At 65.5% G+C, this 16,172-nt stretch carries 17 protein-coding genes; 6 read left to right on the forward strand and 11 right to left on the reverse strand.

Annotation, left to right across the window (positions count from 1 at the left end; genetic code table 11):
• The 5 genes from GJ633_RS06790 to GJ633_RS06810 all read right to left on the reverse strand — a co-directional run.
• Window positions 1-648: FAD-binding protein (locus tag GJ633_RS06790; protein WP_156588197.1), on the reverse strand; the 648-nt coding region annotated here is incomplete at its 3' end.
• Between the two features lie 343 nt (window positions 649-991).
• On the reverse strand, window positions 992-1,345 hold the full coding sequence (locus GJ633_RS06795; protein WP_197431273.1) for a hypothetical protein: 354 nt from the start codon (window positions 1,343-1,345) through the stop codon (window positions 992-994).
• 308 nt (window positions 1,346-1,653) lie between these two features.
• Window positions 1,654-2,124, reverse strand: a complete 471-nt coding sequence (locus tag GJ633_RS06800) for a hypothetical protein (protein WP_156588199.1) — start codon at window positions 2,122-2,124, stop codon at window positions 1,654-1,656.
• A 396-nt stretch (window positions 2,125-2,520) separates the two neighbouring features.
• Window positions 2,521-2,943 carry a hypothetical protein gene (locus tag GJ633_RS06805; protein WP_156588200.1) on the reverse strand — a complete coding sequence of 141 codons (423 nt, stop codon included), beginning with the start codon at window positions 2,941-2,943 and terminating at the stop codon, window positions 2,521-2,523.
• 96 nt (window positions 2,944-3,039) lie between these two features.
• On the reverse strand, window positions 3,040-4,101 hold the full coding sequence (locus tag GJ633_RS06810) for a hypothetical protein (protein WP_156588201.1): 1,062 nt from the start codon (window positions 4,099-4,101) through the stop codon (window positions 3,040-3,042).
• Between the two features lie 244 nt (window positions 4,102-4,345).
• Between GJ633_RS06810 and GJ633_RS06815 the strand changes: the two genes are divergently transcribed.
• The 3 genes from GJ633_RS06815 (at window position 4,346) to GJ633_RS06825 (ending at window position 8,865) form a co-directional block, all read left to right on the forward strand.
• Complete coding sequence (locus GJ633_RS06815; RefSeq protein WP_156588202.1) at window positions 4,346-5,278, forward strand: DUF5995 family protein; 933 nt, start codon at window positions 4,346-4,348, stop codon at window positions 5,276-5,278.
• A gap of 193 nt (window positions 5,279-5,471) precedes the next feature.
• On the forward strand, window positions 5,472-5,774 hold the full coding sequence (locus tag GJ633_RS06820; RefSeq protein WP_156588203.1) for a hypothetical protein: 303 nt from the start codon (window positions 5,472-5,474) through the stop codon (window positions 5,772-5,774).
• 550 nt (window positions 5,775-6,324) lie between these two features.
• Window positions 6,325-8,865 carry a PAS domain-containing protein gene (locus GJ633_RS06825; RefSeq protein WP_156588204.1) on the forward strand — a complete coding sequence of 847 codons (2,541 nt, stop codon included), beginning with the start codon at window positions 6,325-6,327 and terminating at the stop codon, window positions 8,863-8,865.
• Between the two features lie 397 nt (window positions 8,866-9,262).
• Here GJ633_RS06825 and GJ633_RS06830 read toward each other — a convergent pair whose 3' ends face one another.
• The 5 genes from GJ633_RS06830 to GJ633_RS06850 form a co-directional block, all read right to left on the reverse strand.
• Window positions 9,263-9,940 (reverse strand): metal-dependent hydrolase, encoded by a 678-nt coding sequence (locus tag GJ633_RS06830; protein ID WP_156588205.1) that lies wholly within the window; start codon window positions 9,938-9,940, stop codon window positions 9,263-9,265.
• 1 nt (window position 9,941) lies between these two features.
• Window positions 9,942-10,646, reverse strand: a complete 705-nt coding sequence (locus GJ633_RS06835; RefSeq protein WP_156588206.1) for a metal-dependent hydrolase — start codon at window positions 10,644-10,646, stop codon at window positions 9,942-9,944.
• A 63-nt stretch (window positions 10,647-10,709) separates the two neighbouring features.
• Window positions 10,710-10,892, reverse strand: a complete 183-nt coding sequence (locus GJ633_RS06840) for a hypothetical protein (protein WP_156588207.1) — start codon at window positions 10,890-10,892, stop codon at window positions 10,710-10,712.
• The gene (locus GJ633_RS06845) at window positions 10,889-11,599 is read right to left on the reverse strand and encodes a J domain-containing protein (protein ID WP_321168943.1); all 711 of its coding nucleotides are present in this window, start codon (window positions 11,597-11,599) and stop codon (window positions 10,889-10,891) included. Before GJ633_RS06845 ends, GJ633_RS06840 begins: the two co-directional genes overlap by 4 nt.
• Window positions 11,600-11,642: 43 nt before the next feature.
• Complete coding sequence (locus GJ633_RS06850; protein ID WP_156588208.1) at window positions 11,643-11,900, reverse strand: MTH865 family protein; 258 nt, start codon at window positions 11,898-11,900, stop codon at window positions 11,643-11,645.
• Window positions 11,901-11,994: 94 nt separating this feature from the next.
• On the opposite strand from GJ633_RS06850, the gene GJ633_RS06855 reads away from it, so the two are divergent.
• The gene (locus GJ633_RS06855; protein ID WP_156588209.1) at window positions 11,995-13,020 is read left to right on the forward strand and encodes an aldo/keto reductase; all 1,026 of its coding nucleotides are present in this window, start codon (window positions 11,995-11,997) and stop codon (window positions 13,018-13,020) included.
• A 33-nt stretch (window positions 13,021-13,053) separates the two neighbouring features.
• On the opposite strand, the gene GJ633_RS06860 is transcribed toward GJ633_RS06855, so the two are convergent.
• On the reverse strand, window positions 13,054-13,515 hold the full coding sequence (locus tag GJ633_RS06860) for a hypothetical protein (protein ID WP_156588210.1): 462 nt from the start codon (window positions 13,513-13,515) through the stop codon (window positions 13,054-13,056).
• 97 nt (window positions 13,516-13,612) lie between these two features.
• Here GJ633_RS06860 and trpB point away from each other — a divergent pair, with 97 nt between their 5' ends.
• Both trpB and GJ633_RS06870 read left to right on the forward strand, forming a co-directional pair.
• Entirely contained in the window at window positions 13,613-14,776 is a 1,164-nt protein-coding gene (gene trpB / locus GJ633_RS06865) for a tryptophan synthase subunit beta (protein ID WP_156588211.1), read from the forward strand.
• Between the two features lie 9 nt (window positions 14,777-14,785).
• Window positions 14,786-16,172, forward strand: a 1,387-nt coding sequence (locus tag GJ633_RS06870) for a carotenoid oxygenase family protein (protein WP_156588212.1), incomplete at its 3' end; no start/stop codon positions are given.

Consider the following 16,172-nt stretch of genomic DNA (forward strand, 5'->3'; position numbering starts at 1 on the left):
GAAATCGCCGTCGTTAGTCGGCGTCGCGTGAAGCCGCTTCGTCGGGTTGCTTGATCGCGTTGGGCTGGGGACGGTTACCCCGGTTCCGTCGACGTTCTTGCCGCCGTCGAGGAGGTCCCACCCTGCAGCCTCGGCCCCGCGGACGAACAGCTCCTCTTTGGCGGTCTGGGGGGCGGGGGCCACCTCGCACATGGCCTCGACCTCCTGGTAGTAGGGCACGAGATCGGCGTAGTCGATGGGCCAGTGGCCCTGCTCGTCTATCGACGCCGGATACGCCCGAGGGTGGTTGCCGAGGTAGTGCAGCGTGGTGCCGCCGACGCCGGCACACTGCAGGATCGCGCCGTCGCCCGGGAACTTCCGGAACCAGAACCCCCGCTCGTGGTCCGCCGGACCGAACAGCAGTTCGTTCAGCATCTCGAACTCGCGGGTGGTGAACTGCTCGTCGAGGAGTTCGCCGCTCAGATCCTCGACGCTCGAGGACGACTCGCCGCCGGGCTCCTCGTGAGGGTTGGGCCACTGTTCGTTGCCGTGGAACGGGCCGGCCTCCAGGATCAACACCGACAGCCCCGCCTCCGCCAGCTTCCACGCCGCCACCGGCCCGTCCCCGCCCGCGCCCACCACCACCGCGTCGTAGCTATCCGCGACCATCGGTACCCCCGCTCGGGCCCCATGCCGACCGCTTCGCGTGCAGCGATCGCCCGGTTCGTTTCCCCCCGTCTCCCGTGTACATACTGTCCGTCTCGACCATCACGATATTATTTCTTTGCCGTGTGGCGGGATGGTGGCCGACGCCATTCTGTAGCCCCCGTGTCGTGTGAGTCGCATGGAGTACGTCGACGCGGGACCAGCCACGTGGCGCGACGCGTCGTCGGTGGCGAATCGATCCCCACACAGAACCCCGTGCGGTGTGATGTCGGCATTCGCTGTGGGCGATGTCCTCTGGAAACGACACCGACGGGTCGAACCGGCGATGACGGCGATCCCGGGATCGTCATTCGTGGGACGTCCCTGTATCGACGGTGGTTTTCTCGTAGTCGATCTCGGCTTCGTCGAGGAACGACTGTAACGTGTTCATGCCACGGTCGAAGTCGAACCCGGTACCGTCGATGTGGGCGTTGCCGTTCTCGGTCGGTTCGAGTTCCCAGTGTGCGTGGAGTTCGATCCGCCCCGCATCGTTGCGCCAGCCACGAAGGTGTGTCTGCCACCAATGGTATGTCGTCCCGTCGACCGTGTTGCGTTCGTACACGACGCGGGCGAGGTTCAGGACCTCGCCGCGCTCGTAGTAGGAGAACTCCCAGTTCGGCGCGAAACTGTACGCGCCGAGTGCCGCTTCGATCTCCGGCACGGACCGATCCACGACGAGATACTCCCCCGACGGCCGTGGTGCCGTGAACAGTGCCTTTCGAAACTGTCGATATCCACGCCGGACGACGTCAAACGGGATGTGGACGACGTCCCAGAGATTTATCGAGGCCATTATCAGGGACTCCGAGCGGGACGGATACGGTTGTGGACGAGACGGGCCGGTGACGTGGGACGAGTCTGCTGGATGGTTGGACGTCGAGCGCGCATGGGTGGTACTTGTTACCAAACTATTTAATTCCGCATGCTAGGTACCGGACGCAGGTCTGATCGCGCGCCGTGAGCGTGCCGTCAGGACGTCTTCTCCCGGCCCAGGAGACGGTCGGCGAGACTGCCGAGCGACTTCATCGTCACGTTCACATAGAGACCCACGAGAAACGCGACGCCAGCCGTGAACCGGGCCGTGTTGGGGGTCGTCGCGGGAAGCATGACGGTCGAGAGAAGATACGTCCCAGCGCCGAGAACCCACGCGACGGGAATGCGGAGTGCCAGTTGAATGAGGCGGTCGAGTTCCGAGGTCTCGTCGTAGGATTCCAGGTGGGACATGAGCTTCGTGAAGATGTAGCCAAGCGCACCCAGTGACGCGTACAGGTAGACGTACATCGGGACGGCGACGTCTCCGGCTGTTGCGTGCTTGGTGTCGACGATACCGAGGTTCAACAGACCCGTCGAGAGGGCGATGCCGACGATGGACAGGACGGTAAACAGCAGGATAAGCGACCAGTTTCCCCGCGCCCCCCCGACGGCGGACGGTTCGGTCACGGACGTGTCGTCAGTTGTGGATTGGTTCATGGATCTCCGGTCGGGGCGAGCAAGCGCCGCTCCCCGAAACGTACACGAATTAACATGCTGGAACCGCATAATGCTACCCACCAGTCGCCGTTCCGAGAGGTTGATGAGATGAGTCCGCCCAGATAGTCGTCGATCGACCGACATCGTGGGGAGGGACGGGTATTCGTGAACGGACAGACGATTATATCGAATTGATAGTTTGTCGTAGAGGCCGTGAGTGCCCAGTCGACCGAAATCGGGTCCCGCTGGGACAGTCGGGACGTAAATGTATCTGACCGCCGTTCAGTCACGTCGGATCTCAGCACCCAGATTGTTGCGTGCTGCCGCTCGTCTCTGTCGATTGGGAAGCATCCACAAGGTAGCCGATCACGACGAGACGGTCACGCGTCGCCTGAGCACGAACGAATATCTGGAGTCGGCCTTCCACTCGTCAACGCTCATCTCGTAGATATTACCCGACGAGTACACGTACTCCTCGTCGAACGCGATCACGTGCCGTGGCCAGGGATAAGGCGGGTCCCAGCAGAATCCGAGTCCGATCCCGTCACGGTCGTGCGCAACGGCCCAGGAGAGCGCGACGAGCGCGTAATCCTCACAGTCCCCACGTCCCATCTCGACACACTCGCGTGGATATTTAGCGAGATCCAGATAACCGTTCCACTCGTCCTGTGTCCAGACGTACTCCGACTGCGACCACGCCTCGAGGTCGAAGGACTGCCACCAGTCGTCGCGGTCGACGTAGCGGGCGGGCGCCACGAACGTCAGCGGCGTCCAGCGGCGAACGTCCATGGCGGCGATAACATATCAACGATAGTAATTTTTTGGGTGTCGTGGCCCGTCCGGTGTTGTCGAACGTACTTGACGATGGGATCGTGTGACTCAAGGTCAGGACCCGAGCAGGAGGTCAGCCGTCGCGACGAGTTTCTGGACGAGCGTGACCCCGGGGATCATGGCGGCCGTGACGAGCTTCCCGATCGACGACAGATTGTACACCCACGTTCGGATGGCCTTCGCGTTCTCCAGTCGACGGTCGGTGAGCCGAAGCCGCAGCGCGATGTCGTCGGCGGATCCGTCCCGTTCTGCCTGCTGTTGCATCTGTCTGTACTCTGCCCGGATCGTGACGAGCTCGGCTCGCTTTGCGTCCATCAACGCGTCGTGAAGGATCAGTTGCGGTGCCAAGAACAGTACGAGCCCCGTGGTCACGAGCACGGTGATGAATGCTATCCCCACGGTGCCGCTGATGCCGGCGTGAATCCAGAGGACGATCAACGAGACGCCCGCGAACCAGACGGTCGCGCTCGCGATCGTGAAGCCGGCGACTGGTTCCAGCTCCGACGCGCTGGCGTATACATCCCGGAAGGGAAGCTCGGAGACGTCCCGCACCAGCTCAAGATGGTTCACAAAACCGTTACAGATCGTGGCGAACAACACTGCGTTCGCGCCGCCGAGCAGGGCGAATACGAGGACACCGGCGACACTGGGCGGGTAGTCACTCATCCCACCGAGAAACACGTCGACAGCAGGATCCCGGAGCGTCGAGCCGGGCAGGTAGATCATGCTCACGACCACGAGATAGGGCACGAGGAGTGCTGCCGAGTACACGAGGATGCGGCGCGTGTCGTGGATGTGCGCCAGATGAGGTTCCACGACGGCGTGATACGTGTCATCGTCGACAGCGAACGCCGACCGCACGTCACTCCACACGGTGACGTAGAACGTGTCGGCCACGCCGAGACAGGTGAGCATCCAGAAGACGCCGAAGGCGCCGAGATATCCCTCAGGAAGGGTAAGATAGGGGAGGTTCCCGATCGTGGCGATGGCGTACCCCGCCACGAACAGGCCGACGCTTATCATAGCCGAAACCAGCACCATCCGACTGAGGCCGTGTGACGGAAACAGGGACGAGAACCAGCTCTCGTAGTCGCTCGCTGTGAGTGTCTCGCCCATTGGTGATCACTCCGTTTACGATTTGTGCGGTACCGATATGTGATTTTTGGACGAGAGCGTCTTGAGACGATGTTTCTTCCGATTGGATCTCTCTCGTCTCACTCCACGATCTGTTCCAGCTCCCGCCGCCGGGACGGGACCGGGAGTCGAGTGTATCGGGCGAAGATGAGCGTTCCCCGCTCCGCTCTCGGATGAACCTATTTGTCGTCAGCCGGAGTATCAGACAGCACCCACCCAGACTCTCATGGCTAGCTACACCACGGCGGTTCGACTGCTGGACGGCACGACACTTCGAGAGATACGACTCGCGCTTGGCGGTGACGTCGGATCGTTTGCGCCGCCAACCAACGCGGATCCAGTACTCGTCGACCTCGTGGACCGGCCCTTCGAATCGGTCACGGACGCCGCCGACCGTCTCTCACGGCTCACCAACCGGTTACGGGCGCAGGGCGACCGACGCTCCGTGTTTCTGACCATCTATACCCGGATGACTCGCGATGTCCACGCCGGGATCGAACACGGCACGTTCGCCGACCCGAACTGGATGCGGGAGTACGTGGTCACGTTCGCGAACTACTATCGACGTGCGTTTCTCGCGTTCGAACGCGGCGATCTCGAAGCGGTCCCCGACCCCTGGCGCATCGCGTTCGGTACCGCGATCCGTGGTGACGCGCTCATCGTACAGGACGCCTTCCTCGGCGTGAACGCCCACATCAACTACGATCTCGGACTCACACTCGATGACGTCGGCATCGATCCGAACCGATCCCAGAAACACGCCGACCACCGGGCCATCAACGAAATTTTAGCCCGGCTCGTCGACGTTCAGCAGACGACACTCGCCGAGATCTACGCGGCTGGTATCGAGGATATTGACGATGCGTTCGGCCGGTTCGACGAGTCGGTCACCTTGCGTTCGATGGAGCGGGGCCGTGCGCAGGCCTGGCGTACCGCGGTCGTTCTGACCGATGTCAACGTGCGGCCGGTCGTGTCCTATGCCCGGTGGGTACTGCGAGCGACTGCGACCGGCGGCGCGTTCTTCATTCGAAGTCCACAGCTTGACCCGACGCTGCTGGCTTCGCTTCGAGCGGTTGAGACCGAGGGGTTCGATCTCGAGACGGTGTTGAAGCGTCTTCAGGAACGTATGGAGGAGGGTGCGACACCGCCAACCGACTGACAACCCCGTCGAGCACCTGTACACGTCATCAGCCCGATCTACAGTGATGTCACGATGGTGGCGGACGTGAACCGCGTATTCTCGGCTCGACACCGGTGCGCATGGTGGACCACCGCTCACCTCGTGGGCGTCCGGCAGTCTCCCTACGCACCCAGCGGGACTCTCTCCGTGGCGGAAGACAGGCTTAAGAACGATGGCGACCCTACTCGTCATGATGGTTCTTGGTGCGTGGCTTCGCCGAGTCGACTGGCTGTGGATGGTCATCGGTGGGTTCTACCTCGTCGCGTACTGTTTCTGGTACATTCCAGCGCTCTGGGCGTTTCCCGGAAGCGTTCGTGACCCGCCGGAGCGCTTTCCGTGGCACTGGCCACTCGATTTCGTCGCGACCGGTGTTGCGGGTACCGTACTTCTGTTTCTCGGCTTCCGGCGTGCGACCGAGCTGACGCCTCTTGCGTGGAATACAGATGTCAAGGACGGGACTGAGACGATTCCCTAAGGGACCGAGCGCGGTCTATACGAGAATCAGGACTCTCGCCCCCGTCCGAGGAGACGGTCGGCGAGGCTGCCGAGAGATTTCATGGTCACGTTCACGTACAGTCCGACGAGAAACGCGACGCCTGCAGTGAAGCGATCTGTAGTCGGGGCCGGCTCCGGGAGCAGTACGGTCGCGAGCAGTACGTGCCGGCACCGATCACCCAGGCGATCCTATGGTAGCCAGCCTCTCAGCAGATATTTACCGCGTAGGCTACTTTGTAGGTAGAAGAGCACCCTCGAAACAGTTCTGTGTCCGATCAACTCCCGCCGGCTGGTGATTCCGAACGGGGGGTCAGTTTGGCCGGGTCGCGCGCTGTTTTCGATCGCCCGACTACCATGGTAGATACGCACGCAAGCCGCATATTCGCGAGCGGTAACGCAACAACGCTGTACGTCACGGTTCCCGCGGAGGTCGTGTCCGACTCGCAATTCCCCTTCGACGCTGACGACGACGTCGTCGTCACCATCGACGACGACCGCCTTCTCGTCACCTCCGCGGAGGAAGCCTCGGGATGAGCGCACTCTCTCCACCGGTGGATATCACGACGGAGGCCCTCCGCGTTCTTCACGTCGAGGACGACCCAGATCTGGCTGCGTTGACCGCGACGTACCTCGAACGCGAGGATGATCGCTTCGAGGTCGCGACGGCGACTCGCGCCACGGAGGGACTGGATCGCCTCGCCGAGGCTAACTTCGATTGTATCGTGTCGGACTACGATATGCCGGGCGCGACCGGTGTTGAGTTTCTCGAAGCCGTGCGCGAGGAGTATCCCGACCTTCCGTTCATCCTCTATACGGGCAAGGGAAGCGAGGAAGTCGCCAGCGAAGCGATTTCGGCGGGCGTGACCGACTACCTCCAGAAGGAAGCCGGGACCAGCCAATACACCGTCCTCGCACACCGGATCTCCAACGTTGTCGCGCAGTATCGGTCTCGACGAGCGGTCGAAGAAACTGAGCAAAAGCTCTCACAACTTGCTGAGAAGACGGACGACATTCTGTTCATGTTTACCGGTGACTGGAGCGAACTCCTCTTTCTCAATTCGACGTTCGAAGACATCTGGGGCATCCCTGTCGAACGGGTCGAAGAGAATCCAGAGGCGTTTCTCGAGCACATCCATCCCGAGGACAGGGACCACGCCCGACGATCGATGAAACGGCTCTCTGCGGGGCATCCCGATGAGATCGAATACCGTGTCGTTCCCCCCGACGATGACCAACGGTGGGTACGAGGCCAAAGCAAACCGATTTTCGACGACGATGGGACGGTCACACGTATCGTCGGGTTCGTCCGTGACATCTCCGAACAAAAGGAACGCAATCGCCGCTTCGAGGCGATCTTCAACAATACGTACACGTTCGTCGGCTTACTGGAACCGGACGGGACACTCATCGAAGCGAACGACACCGCCCTCTCGTTCGGCGGCTTGGATCGGGAGGACGTCGTCGGAAAACCACTGTGGGAGACCTATTGGGTTCAGTCGAACGAGGAAACACAACGGATCGTTAGAGAGGGGGTCGAGCACGCTCGCAACGGCGAATTGTTCCGGGATGAGATTCGGGTTCGGGGTTCCGATCGGGAGGCAGTGATCGACTTTTCGATTCGGCCGGTGACCGACGAACACGGTGAAGTCACGCTCCTCATCCCCGAGGGCCGCGACATCACCGAGCGCAAACGGGAGGAAAACAAGCGCCAGCAGATCATCGACCGGGTTACGGATGCCATCGTCGAAGTCGATGCGGACTGGACGTTCACCCTCGTCAATGAGCAGGCCGAGGAGTTGTACGATATGGACGAGGAGGACCTTCTCGGGCGGGACTTCTGGGAGGTCTTTCACGAGGCACGGGATACCCGCTTCGAAGAGGAGTATCGACGCGTCATGGAGACCCGCGAACCGACATCATTCGTCGAGCACTTCTCGCAACTCGATGGCTGGTTCGACATCAGTGCCTATCCAAAAGAAAACGGGGGCATCGAGTTCTACTTTGTGGAGGTCACCGAGCAACGCGAGCGCCAACACGAACTCGAACAGACGAACACCGTGCTCTCGACGCTGTTCGAGACGCTCCCCGTCGGCGTGCTCGCCGAAGATCCCGGCCGAAACGTGCTTGCGGCTAACGAGCGGATGTTCGACCTCTTCGATCTCCCCGGGTCGCCAGAGGCAGTCGTCGGTGCCGACTGCGAACGGCTGGCCGATCAGGTCAGCGATACGTTCGTCGATTCCGAGCGGTTCGTCCGACGGATCGCCGAACTGATCGCGAACCGCGAACCGAAGAGCAACGAGGAACTAGCCCTTCGGGATGGCCGAACGTTCGAACGAGACTACCGACCGATCGAACTGCCGGGTGGAGAGGGACACCTGTGGGTGTATAAGGACATCACGGAACTCAAAGAGCGCGAGCAGGCACTCCAGCGGGAGCGGGACCGCCTCGACGAGTTCGCGGGTGTCGTCAGTCACGACCTCCGGAATCCGCTGAGCGTGGCTCAGGGCCGGCTCGAACTGGCCCGCGAGGCGTGTGACAGCGGGCATCTGGATGCTATCGAGACCGCATTACAGCGAATAGATCGCATTACGGAGGACGTGCTCTGGCTGGCTCGTGAGGGACGAGACATCGGGTCGCTGGACGCCGTCGCGGTGCGAGACGTGATCGACGGCGCGTGGAACATCGTGGCTGATCGCACGGAGCACGCCGAGTTACGCTACGCGGGTGACGAGTTCTCGCTGGTCACGATTGAGGCGGACGACGATCGGCTCCGCCAACTCTTCGAGAACCTGTTCAGCAATGCGATCGAACACGGCGGAGGAGACGTGACCGTCACCGTCGGCGCAGTCGACGACGGGTTCTACGTCGAAGACGACGGTCCCGGTATCCCCGAAGACAGACGTCACGACGTGTTTGCCGCCGGCTACTCGACCGGCGAAGCGGGGACCGGCTTCGGACTGAGCATCGTCAAGCGGGTCGTCGAAGCCCACGGCTGGGAAATACGTGTCACCGACGGGACCGACGGCGGCGCGCGATTCGAGATCACCGGCGTCGAGTTCACCTCCGAGTAGCCGGGTCGCCGTCGCGCCAGATCGGCGTGCGAGGGGGTCGCTCGCGAACGACCGGTGGCAGAGCCCCCCGAGCGGAACTCCAGCCGAGTCCACGCACGCTCCGCTACCCCGGAGCAGATAGGTAATTTCAATACGATAATTCGTCTATACTGTGTCGATGGCAGAGCTCTGTGAAGGCTGTCGAGACCACCTTCGGGAAGCGTTACGCGCTGAGGACCCCGCAACGAAGAACTATCACATCCGGGAAGTCTTACAGGCCTGTAGCGTCGAGGACGTCCCTGAAGGACTAAACGTCGAGCTGGTCCCGACCACGAGCGACTGACGTCTCCGTCTCACGCGGTCGGTGAGAGAGCCACCGACGCCGAAGGAGAGGCGATCTCTCCCCTCATTCCGGCGGTCATCGTTCCGCTTCGGGCCCGTCACCCTGCACCCGGCGGGCGACGAGCGCGAACAGCCCCAGCCCGATCAGGTAGAGCCGCCAGCCGGCGTTCGCGACCGGGAACCGCCGGTCGACCGGTTCTTCGATCTCCGCTTCGGGGTCTCTCGGTTCGACCGGGTTGTCGATATGCACCGTCTCGGTGGTGCCCGTCCCGCCGGGGTCGATCTGCCGGGTTCCCGTCTTCGGGTCGACCCGCACGTCGACGAACGTCTGGACCACGCCGTCGGCGGTCGAGACGAACAGCTCGCCGTCGAGGGCGAAAAACTGGTCGCGCAGCGGCCAGAGCAGGTTCACGCCGTCGAGGTGCGTCCAGTCGAGCGCGACGTGGGCGAAGACGTGGACGAACAGCACGACCCACGCGACCGCGACCCACCGGTCCGCGATCCGCGCGCGCACCGCCGACCGCTCGCGGACCCGCGTGTCGTAGTACAGCGCCAGCGCGACGACGGCGGGGACGACGAGGGTGTGGCCGACCGTCCGGTGGGCCCCGGACATGATCGGCCCGAGGAAGCTGTCGACCTCGGGGAGGACGACGGCGACGAGTAGCACCGCGAGCGCCCGGCGGTCGTAGTCGTCGCCGAGCAGCCCGGCCGCGAGCAACAGCGCGAACCCCGCGTGGACGACCGTCGATGGCATCCTATCGATCCACCTCCGTCCCCTCGTCCGTCTCTACGACCCCGATCGCCTCGTCGATCCGCGCGCCCACCAAGGTCCGCACCCCGAGCGTCGCAGCCGCGACCGCGACGACGACCAGCTGCCACCCGCTCCGGACCAGGTGGGCCTCCCGGTCGACCTCGATTGAGATCCCGGGCCGGCCGTCGGGGTTCACCCACGTCTCGATCGGGTAGGTCGCCGTCGTCCCCGGACTTTCGAACGGGAGGATCCCCGGTCCCTCTCCGCCGGCCGCGACGAACGTCTGGACCACGCCCTCCTGCGTCGAGAAGACGAATCGGCCGTCGACGACGTAGTAGGCGTCCTGGAGGGGGTAAAGCAGGTTCGCACCCGCGCCGGCGAACAGGTCCGAGCCGATCCCGGCGACGACGAACGACGCGAGCGCGACCCACGCCACCCGCACGCCGCGCCAGCCGGCCCGGGCACGGAGCCGCGACGACGCCCGGACGGCGGTGTCCCAGTAGAGCACGACGCCCGCGGCGAGCGGGATCAGGAGCGTGTGTCCGAGCGCGTTCGTCGCCCCGGGAACCGCGAGGCTCGCGACCGCGTCGAGGTCGGGAACGACCGCGGCCGCGACGACGACCGCGACTGAGCGGCGGTCGAACGCGGGACCCAACAGCGCCGCCGCGACCAGCGCGCCAAGCGCCGCGTCGACCAGTGTCGGGGCCATACCGCCCCTGACGCCCACACGAGAATAAGCGCTCCGGGGATCGGGAGAGAGGAGACCCCCGATCTACGGACGGTTCCGGAAGGCGCCGATATCGGTCACGGGCGGCGAGCCGAGCGGGAGCGCACCGCCGCGGCTCGTCGCTACCGACGCCGCAGTCTCGTCGCTGCCGACGCCGCGATTCACGATCGCGAGAACCGTACCGGCACCGAGGAACGCCGCGGGCGCTGCGAACCCGACGCCGTTCACCGGCCGAAGCCCGTCGCTCGGTCGGTACGGTCCGATCGACGGGCGTCGGGCGCGGGGCCGGTCCGTTCCCGGGCGCTACCACTATCGTCGCCCCCGCCGTCGTGGTTCCGAACGGTCGCGTACGCCTCCTGTACGCGTCGGAACGACGCCTCGTCCCCGCCCTGGTCGGGGTGGGTCTCCTTGACGCGCTCGCGGTAGGCGCGTTTCACCTCGTCGGCGTCGGCGTCGGTCGGCACGTCGAGCTCCGCGAACGCCGCCGCGATCCGGTCGGACGCGTCCCCGGGCGGTCGCGACGGTCCCCGGTCGGGCTCAACCACGTCGAAGGGGAGCCGCCGGCCGAGCCCGCGACCGGGCATCTCGTGTTCACAGAGCACGGCGTAGACGCCAGCCCCCTCCAGCTCGAAGTAGTCGTGCGCGTCGAAGGTGATGGCGACCTCGCGCTCGGGGAGGTAGAAGGGAACCGACACGCCGCCGAACGCGTGGTCTTCGCGGAAGCGCTCGTCGATCGCCGAGAGGTATTCGCGGATCTCCCGGCGGCGGCGTGCGTCGCCGGACCGGCTCCAGCCGTCGCCGGACTCGGCGACGCTCGGCGGGGCGAAACGGACCCCGAGGTAGAACGCGAGCGCGACGAGCACGGAGGCGATGGCGCCGAGGGCGACCCCGAGCAGGACCCACGCCGGCAGGACGCTGATGAGCTCGACGACCACACCCGCCGTAACGGCTCTGCGCGTATCAACCCCTCGGCGGGGGTCAGATCAGCTCCTTCGCTTCGAGCGCGTCGAGGATGTCGTCGACGAGCGCCTCCGCGGAGTCGTAGGGGAAGTCCTGTTCGCTGCCCAGCTTCGTGGCGAGTTCCATCGCGGTGAAGCGCACGTCGCCGGCCTCAAACGACGTCGCCGGCCCGTCGGGCAGCGCCGGCACGAGGTCCATCTGGTTCTCGACGGGGAAGTCGGCGTTCCCGAACGCGTCGAGGAACTGCTCGCGGAGTTCCGCTCTGACGTCGGTCATACACCCACCTCCCGCCAGGGACCGCAAAAGCGTTGTGCACGGCGGTCGGCGAGCCCGCTGTCTTTATTTAGCGACGGTGAGTGGGTTCTCATCCATGGAATATCGACGACTCGGGAACACCGGTGTGAGCGTCTCGGAGCTGTGCTTCGGCACGTGGCGGTTCGGCCGCGAGGCCAACGGCGTCGTGGAGACGGGACGCGAGGAGGCCCACGAGCTGCTCGACGCGGCGGCCGACCACGGGATCAACTTCATCGACACGGCCAACGTGTACGGGACGCCAAACGGCACGAGCGAGGAGTACATCGGGGAGTGGCTCGCCGACCGCGACCGCGAGGACTACGTGATCGCCTCGAAGGTGTACTTCCCGTTCGACGGCCGCGGCGAGCCCGGGCCCAACGACTCGGGGCTCGGCCGGAAGCACGTCCGGGCGCAGATCGAGGGGACGCTGGACCGACTCGGCACCGACTACCTCGACCTCTACTACATCCACCGCTGGGACGACGAGACGCCGATCGAGGAGACGATGCGGGTCCTCGACGAGCTCGTCACCGAGGGGAAAGTCCACTACCTCGGCGCCTCGACGATGGCGGCCTGGCAGCTGACGAAGGCGCTGTGGACGGCAGACGCGAACGACCTCGCGCGGTTCGACGTGGTCCAGCCGTTACACCACGCGGGGTACTACGAGGACGTGAAAGAATATCTCGACGTCTGTGCCGACCAGGATCTCGCGGTGTGTCCGTACTCGCCGCTCGCCGGTGGGTTCCTCACCGGCAAGTACGAGCGCGCGGACCCCGACGACCCCGAGCAGGTGATCGCGCCGGACGGCTCGCGCGCGGCGCTCGACGACCGGTTCGAGCGCTTCTACCTCTCCGAGCGCGGTTGGAAGGTCCTCGACGCGGTGCGGGCGGTCGCCGACGAGGTCGACGCCACCCCGGCGCAGGTCGCGATCCGGTGGCTCACGGAGTGGGACGAGTTCACCTGCGTCCCCATCGTGGGCGCGCGCACGCCAGACCAGCTGGCCGAGAACGTCGCCGCGACCGACGTCGACCTCTCCGACGACCAGTGGGAGCGGATCATGGACGCGCGGTACGCGCCGGACGGGAACCTCTGGGGCCACTGAGGGTCGACCGTCTCCCGGACGCCGGGCGGGCGATCACGTCTCGAAATCGGGGAGGTCGTCGGGGGCTTCGTACTCGGTCTCCCAGTCGATGTACTCGTCTTTCAGCACGTCACAGACGATCTGGCCAAGCTCGGTCAGACCGGCGTTGATCGACGAGACGGACTCCCAGGAGTCCAGATCCGGGTGGATGTCGCGCTCCTTCCAGTCCTCGGGGAGGCCCGGGGCGTGGTAGCCGACCCGTTCGGCGAACGAATCCCAGAAGAAGTCGAAGCGTTGTATCAGTCCCAGGTCGCGGACGATCTCGTACTCCCGTTCGTCCATGTCGGTGTCTGCGGCCCACCGCTCGAAGGCCTCCTCCCACGCGCCGTCTTTCAGGAACGCTTCCAGTTCGTCGCGTTTGTAGTCCGTGTCTCCCACGACCTCGGCGTCGTCGTACTGGTTCGGGTCGATCGACTGTAGCTCGGGCGGGTCTGACGGCTCGACGCGGAGACTCATGCACGAGCGTACGGCGACGCGGCGAATAAACGTGTCCCGGCGTTCCGACGCGACCCGGGTTCGATAGTTTTTATGTGACTCCGTCACACGGTCCGCCATGGCCACACCTGGCGAGTTCGGCGAGTTCGGCGGGCGACACGTCCCGGAGCCGCTCGAGGAGCCGCTGGCAGCGTTGGCAGCCGCCTTCGAGGACGCGGTCACAGACGAGGCGTTCATGGCCGAGTTCCGGGACCTGCTCGAACACTTCGGCGGCCGGCCGACGCCGGTCTTCCACGCGAAGACGCTGAGCGAGCGGTACGGGGCGGACATCTATCTCAAACACGAGGACCTGCTCCACGGCGGCGCCCACAAGCTCAACAACACGCTCGGGCAGGCGCTGTTGGCCAAGCGGGCTGGCAAAGACCGCCTCATCGCCGAGACGGGCGCCGGGCAACACGGCACCGCGACCGCGATGGTCGGCGCGCTGCTGGACCTGGACACGACGGTGTACATGGGCCGACACGACATGCAGCGTCAGGAGATGAACGTCTTCCGGATGCGCCTGATGGGCGCGGACGTCGAGCCCGTCGAGCGCGGCAACGAGGGGCTCGCGGAGGCCGTCGACGCCGCGCTGGAGGACTTCGCCGCGAACGTCGACTCGACGCACTACCTCGTCGGGAGCGTCGTCGGTCCGGACCCGTTCCCCCGGATGGTCCGCGAGTTCCAGTCCGTCATCGGCGAAGAGGCGCGCGAGCAGATCCGGGAGCTCCACGGCGACCTGCCCGACGCGTGCGTCGCGTGCGTCGGCGGCGGGTCGAACGCGATCGGCCTCTGGCACGCGTTCAAGGACGACGACGTGATGTTCTACGGCGCCGAACCGGGCGGCACCGACGACGAGCACCACTCGGCGCCCCTCTCGAAGACGAGACGGGAGGCGCCGCAGATCTTCCAGGGGATGAAGACGAAGACGATCGGCGAGGACACGCGGAACCACTCGATTTCGGCCGGGCTGGACTATCCCGCGGTCGGGCCGGAGCACGCGGCGCTCCAGGAGATGGGCCGCGCCGAGTACCACGCCGTCTCCGACGACGAGGCGCTGGCCGCCTTCCGCGAGCTGAGCGAGGCGGAGGGGATCATCCCCGCGCTGGAGCCGGCTCACGCGCTCGCGCTGGCCGCGAAGCTCGCCGAGGAGGACAGACACGACACGCTGTTAGTCAACCTCTGTGGCCGCGGCGACAAGGACATGCAGACGGCCGCCGAACACTTCGACCTCGCCGACTGAGTCGACACCATGGATCCGCATCCGGGGTTTCACTCGCTCCACGAGGAGGCGGCGACCTCGCTCGCCGTGACCGGAGACCTCCCCGAGTGGCTCCGCGGCAGCCTGATCCGGAACGGGCCGGGGGCGTTCTCGTTCCCGAACGGCAGTAGCGTCGACCACTGGTTCGACGGGCTCGCGACCCTGTACCGCTTCACGTTCGACCCCGGCTCCGCCGGGGCGAGCGACGGCGACGCGGTCCACTACCGGAACCGGTTCCTCCGGACGGACGCGTACGAGGCGGCGACGCGCGGCGAGTTCGAGGGCGGGTTCGCGACCGGCGAGACGACGCTCCGCGCGCGGCTGGCCGGGTTCCTCACGGACCCGTACGACAACGCGAACATCGTCGCCGAGCGGATCGGCGACGAGTACGTCGCGCTGACGGAGTCGCCGCGGCGGGTCCGGTTCGACCCGAACACGCTGGAGACGACGGGATACGTCGAGCCCGACGACGGCGTGCCGAGCGGCCAGCTCTCGTGTGCCCACCTCAAGCGCGACCCGGCGACCGGCGTCGTCGTCAACGTCGACACCGCGTTCGGCCGCACGAACCGGTACCACGTCTACGCCTGGACGCCGGACGGCGACCGCCGACACGTCGGAAGCGTCGAGACGGACGAGCCGGCGTACATGCACAGCTTCGCGCTCACCCCCCGGTACGTCGTGTTGACGGAGTTCCCGCTCCGGCTCGACCCGCGCCGGTTCCTCGTGCCGGGGCGGCAGGCGCCGTTCATCGAGCAGTTCGAGTGGGAGCCGGCGCGCGGCACCAGGATCGTCGTCGTGGACCGGACCACGGGCGCGGTCGTCGCGGAGCCCGTCGTCGACCCCGTGTTCGGCTTCCACCACGTCAACGCCTTCGAGCGGGCGGGCGGCGCCGAGATCGTTTTCGACCTCGAAACCGTCCCCGACGCGACCTCGATCGACTCGCTGTACCTCGAGACCCTCCGCGCCGGGGAGATGGACGCCATCGCGGGGCGGATCGAGCGGTTCACCGTCGATCTCGGCGCGATGGGCGGGACGGGTTGGTACGGCGCCGGCGACCCGGCGGTGTCGCGCGAGACCCTGTACGACGGGAGCGCGCTCCCGACGGTCTCGCCCGCGCGGTGGGGTCGCCGGCACCGGTACGTCTACGCCATGGGCATGGACGCGCCGGTCACCGAGTGGGCGCGCCGCGTGGTGAAGCTCGACGCCGAGACCGGGGCCGTGCGGACGTTCGACGACGGCGGCGACTACTTCGGCGAGCCCGTGTTCGTCCCGGCCCCCGACGGCGACGCCGAGGACGACGGCGTCGTGCTGACGGTCGCGCTGGACGTCGACGCGGACCGCTCGCGGCTCCTCGTGCTCGACGGCGAGACCTTCGCGG

Source organism: Halorubrum sp. CBA1125, assembly GCF_009742825.1.
GTDB lineage: Archaea > Halobacteriota > Halobacteria > Halobacteriales > Haloferacaceae > Halorubrum.

What these genes read in the sequence shown, in the direction of transcription:
- GJ633_RS06835 (WP_156588206.1), bottom strand. Translation starts at nt 10,646, where the DNA reads ATGGCCCCGACACTGGTCGACGCGGCGCTTGGCGCGCTGGTCGCGGCG.
- GJ633_RS06830 (WP_156588205.1), bottom strand. Translation starts at nt 9,940, where the DNA reads ATGCCATCGACGGTCGTCCACGCGGGGTTCGCGCTGTTGCTCGCGGCC.
- GJ633_RS06820 (WP_156588203.1), top strand. Translation starts at nt 5,472, where the DNA reads ATGGCGACCCTACTCGTCATGATGGTTCTTGGTGCGTGGCTTCGCCGA.
- GJ633_RS06815 (WP_156588202.1), top strand. Translation starts at nt 4,346, where the DNA reads ATGGCTAGCTACACCACGGCGGTTCGACTGCTGGACGGCACGACACTT.
- GJ633_RS06860 (WP_156588210.1), bottom strand. Translation starts at nt 13,515, where the DNA reads ATGAGTCTCCGCGTCGAGCCGTCAGACCCGCCCGAGCTACAGTCGATC.
- GJ633_RS06855 (WP_156588209.1), top strand. Translation starts at nt 11,995, where the DNA reads ATGGAATATCGACGACTCGGGAACACCGGTGTGAGCGTCTCGGAGCTG.
- GJ633_RS06850 (WP_156588208.1), bottom strand. Translation starts at nt 11,900, where the DNA reads ATGACCGACGTCAGAGCGGAACTCCGCGAGCAGTTCCTCGACGCGTTC.
- GJ633_RS06825 (WP_156588204.1), top strand. Translation starts at nt 6,325, where the DNA reads ATGAGCGCACTCTCTCCACCGGTGGATATCACGACGGAGGCCCTCCGC.
- GJ633_RS06805 (WP_156588200.1), bottom strand. Translation starts at nt 2,943, where the DNA reads ATGGACGTTCGCCGCTGGACGCCGCTGACGTTCGTGGCGCCCGCCCGC.
- GJ633_RS06810 (WP_156588201.1), bottom strand. Translation starts at nt 4,101, where the DNA reads ATGGGCGAGACACTCACAGCGAGCGACTACGAGAGCTGGTTCTCGTCC.
- trpB (WP_156588211.1), top strand. Translation starts at nt 13,613, where the DNA reads ATGGCCACACCTGGCGAGTTCGGCGAGTTCGGCGGGCGACACGTCCCG.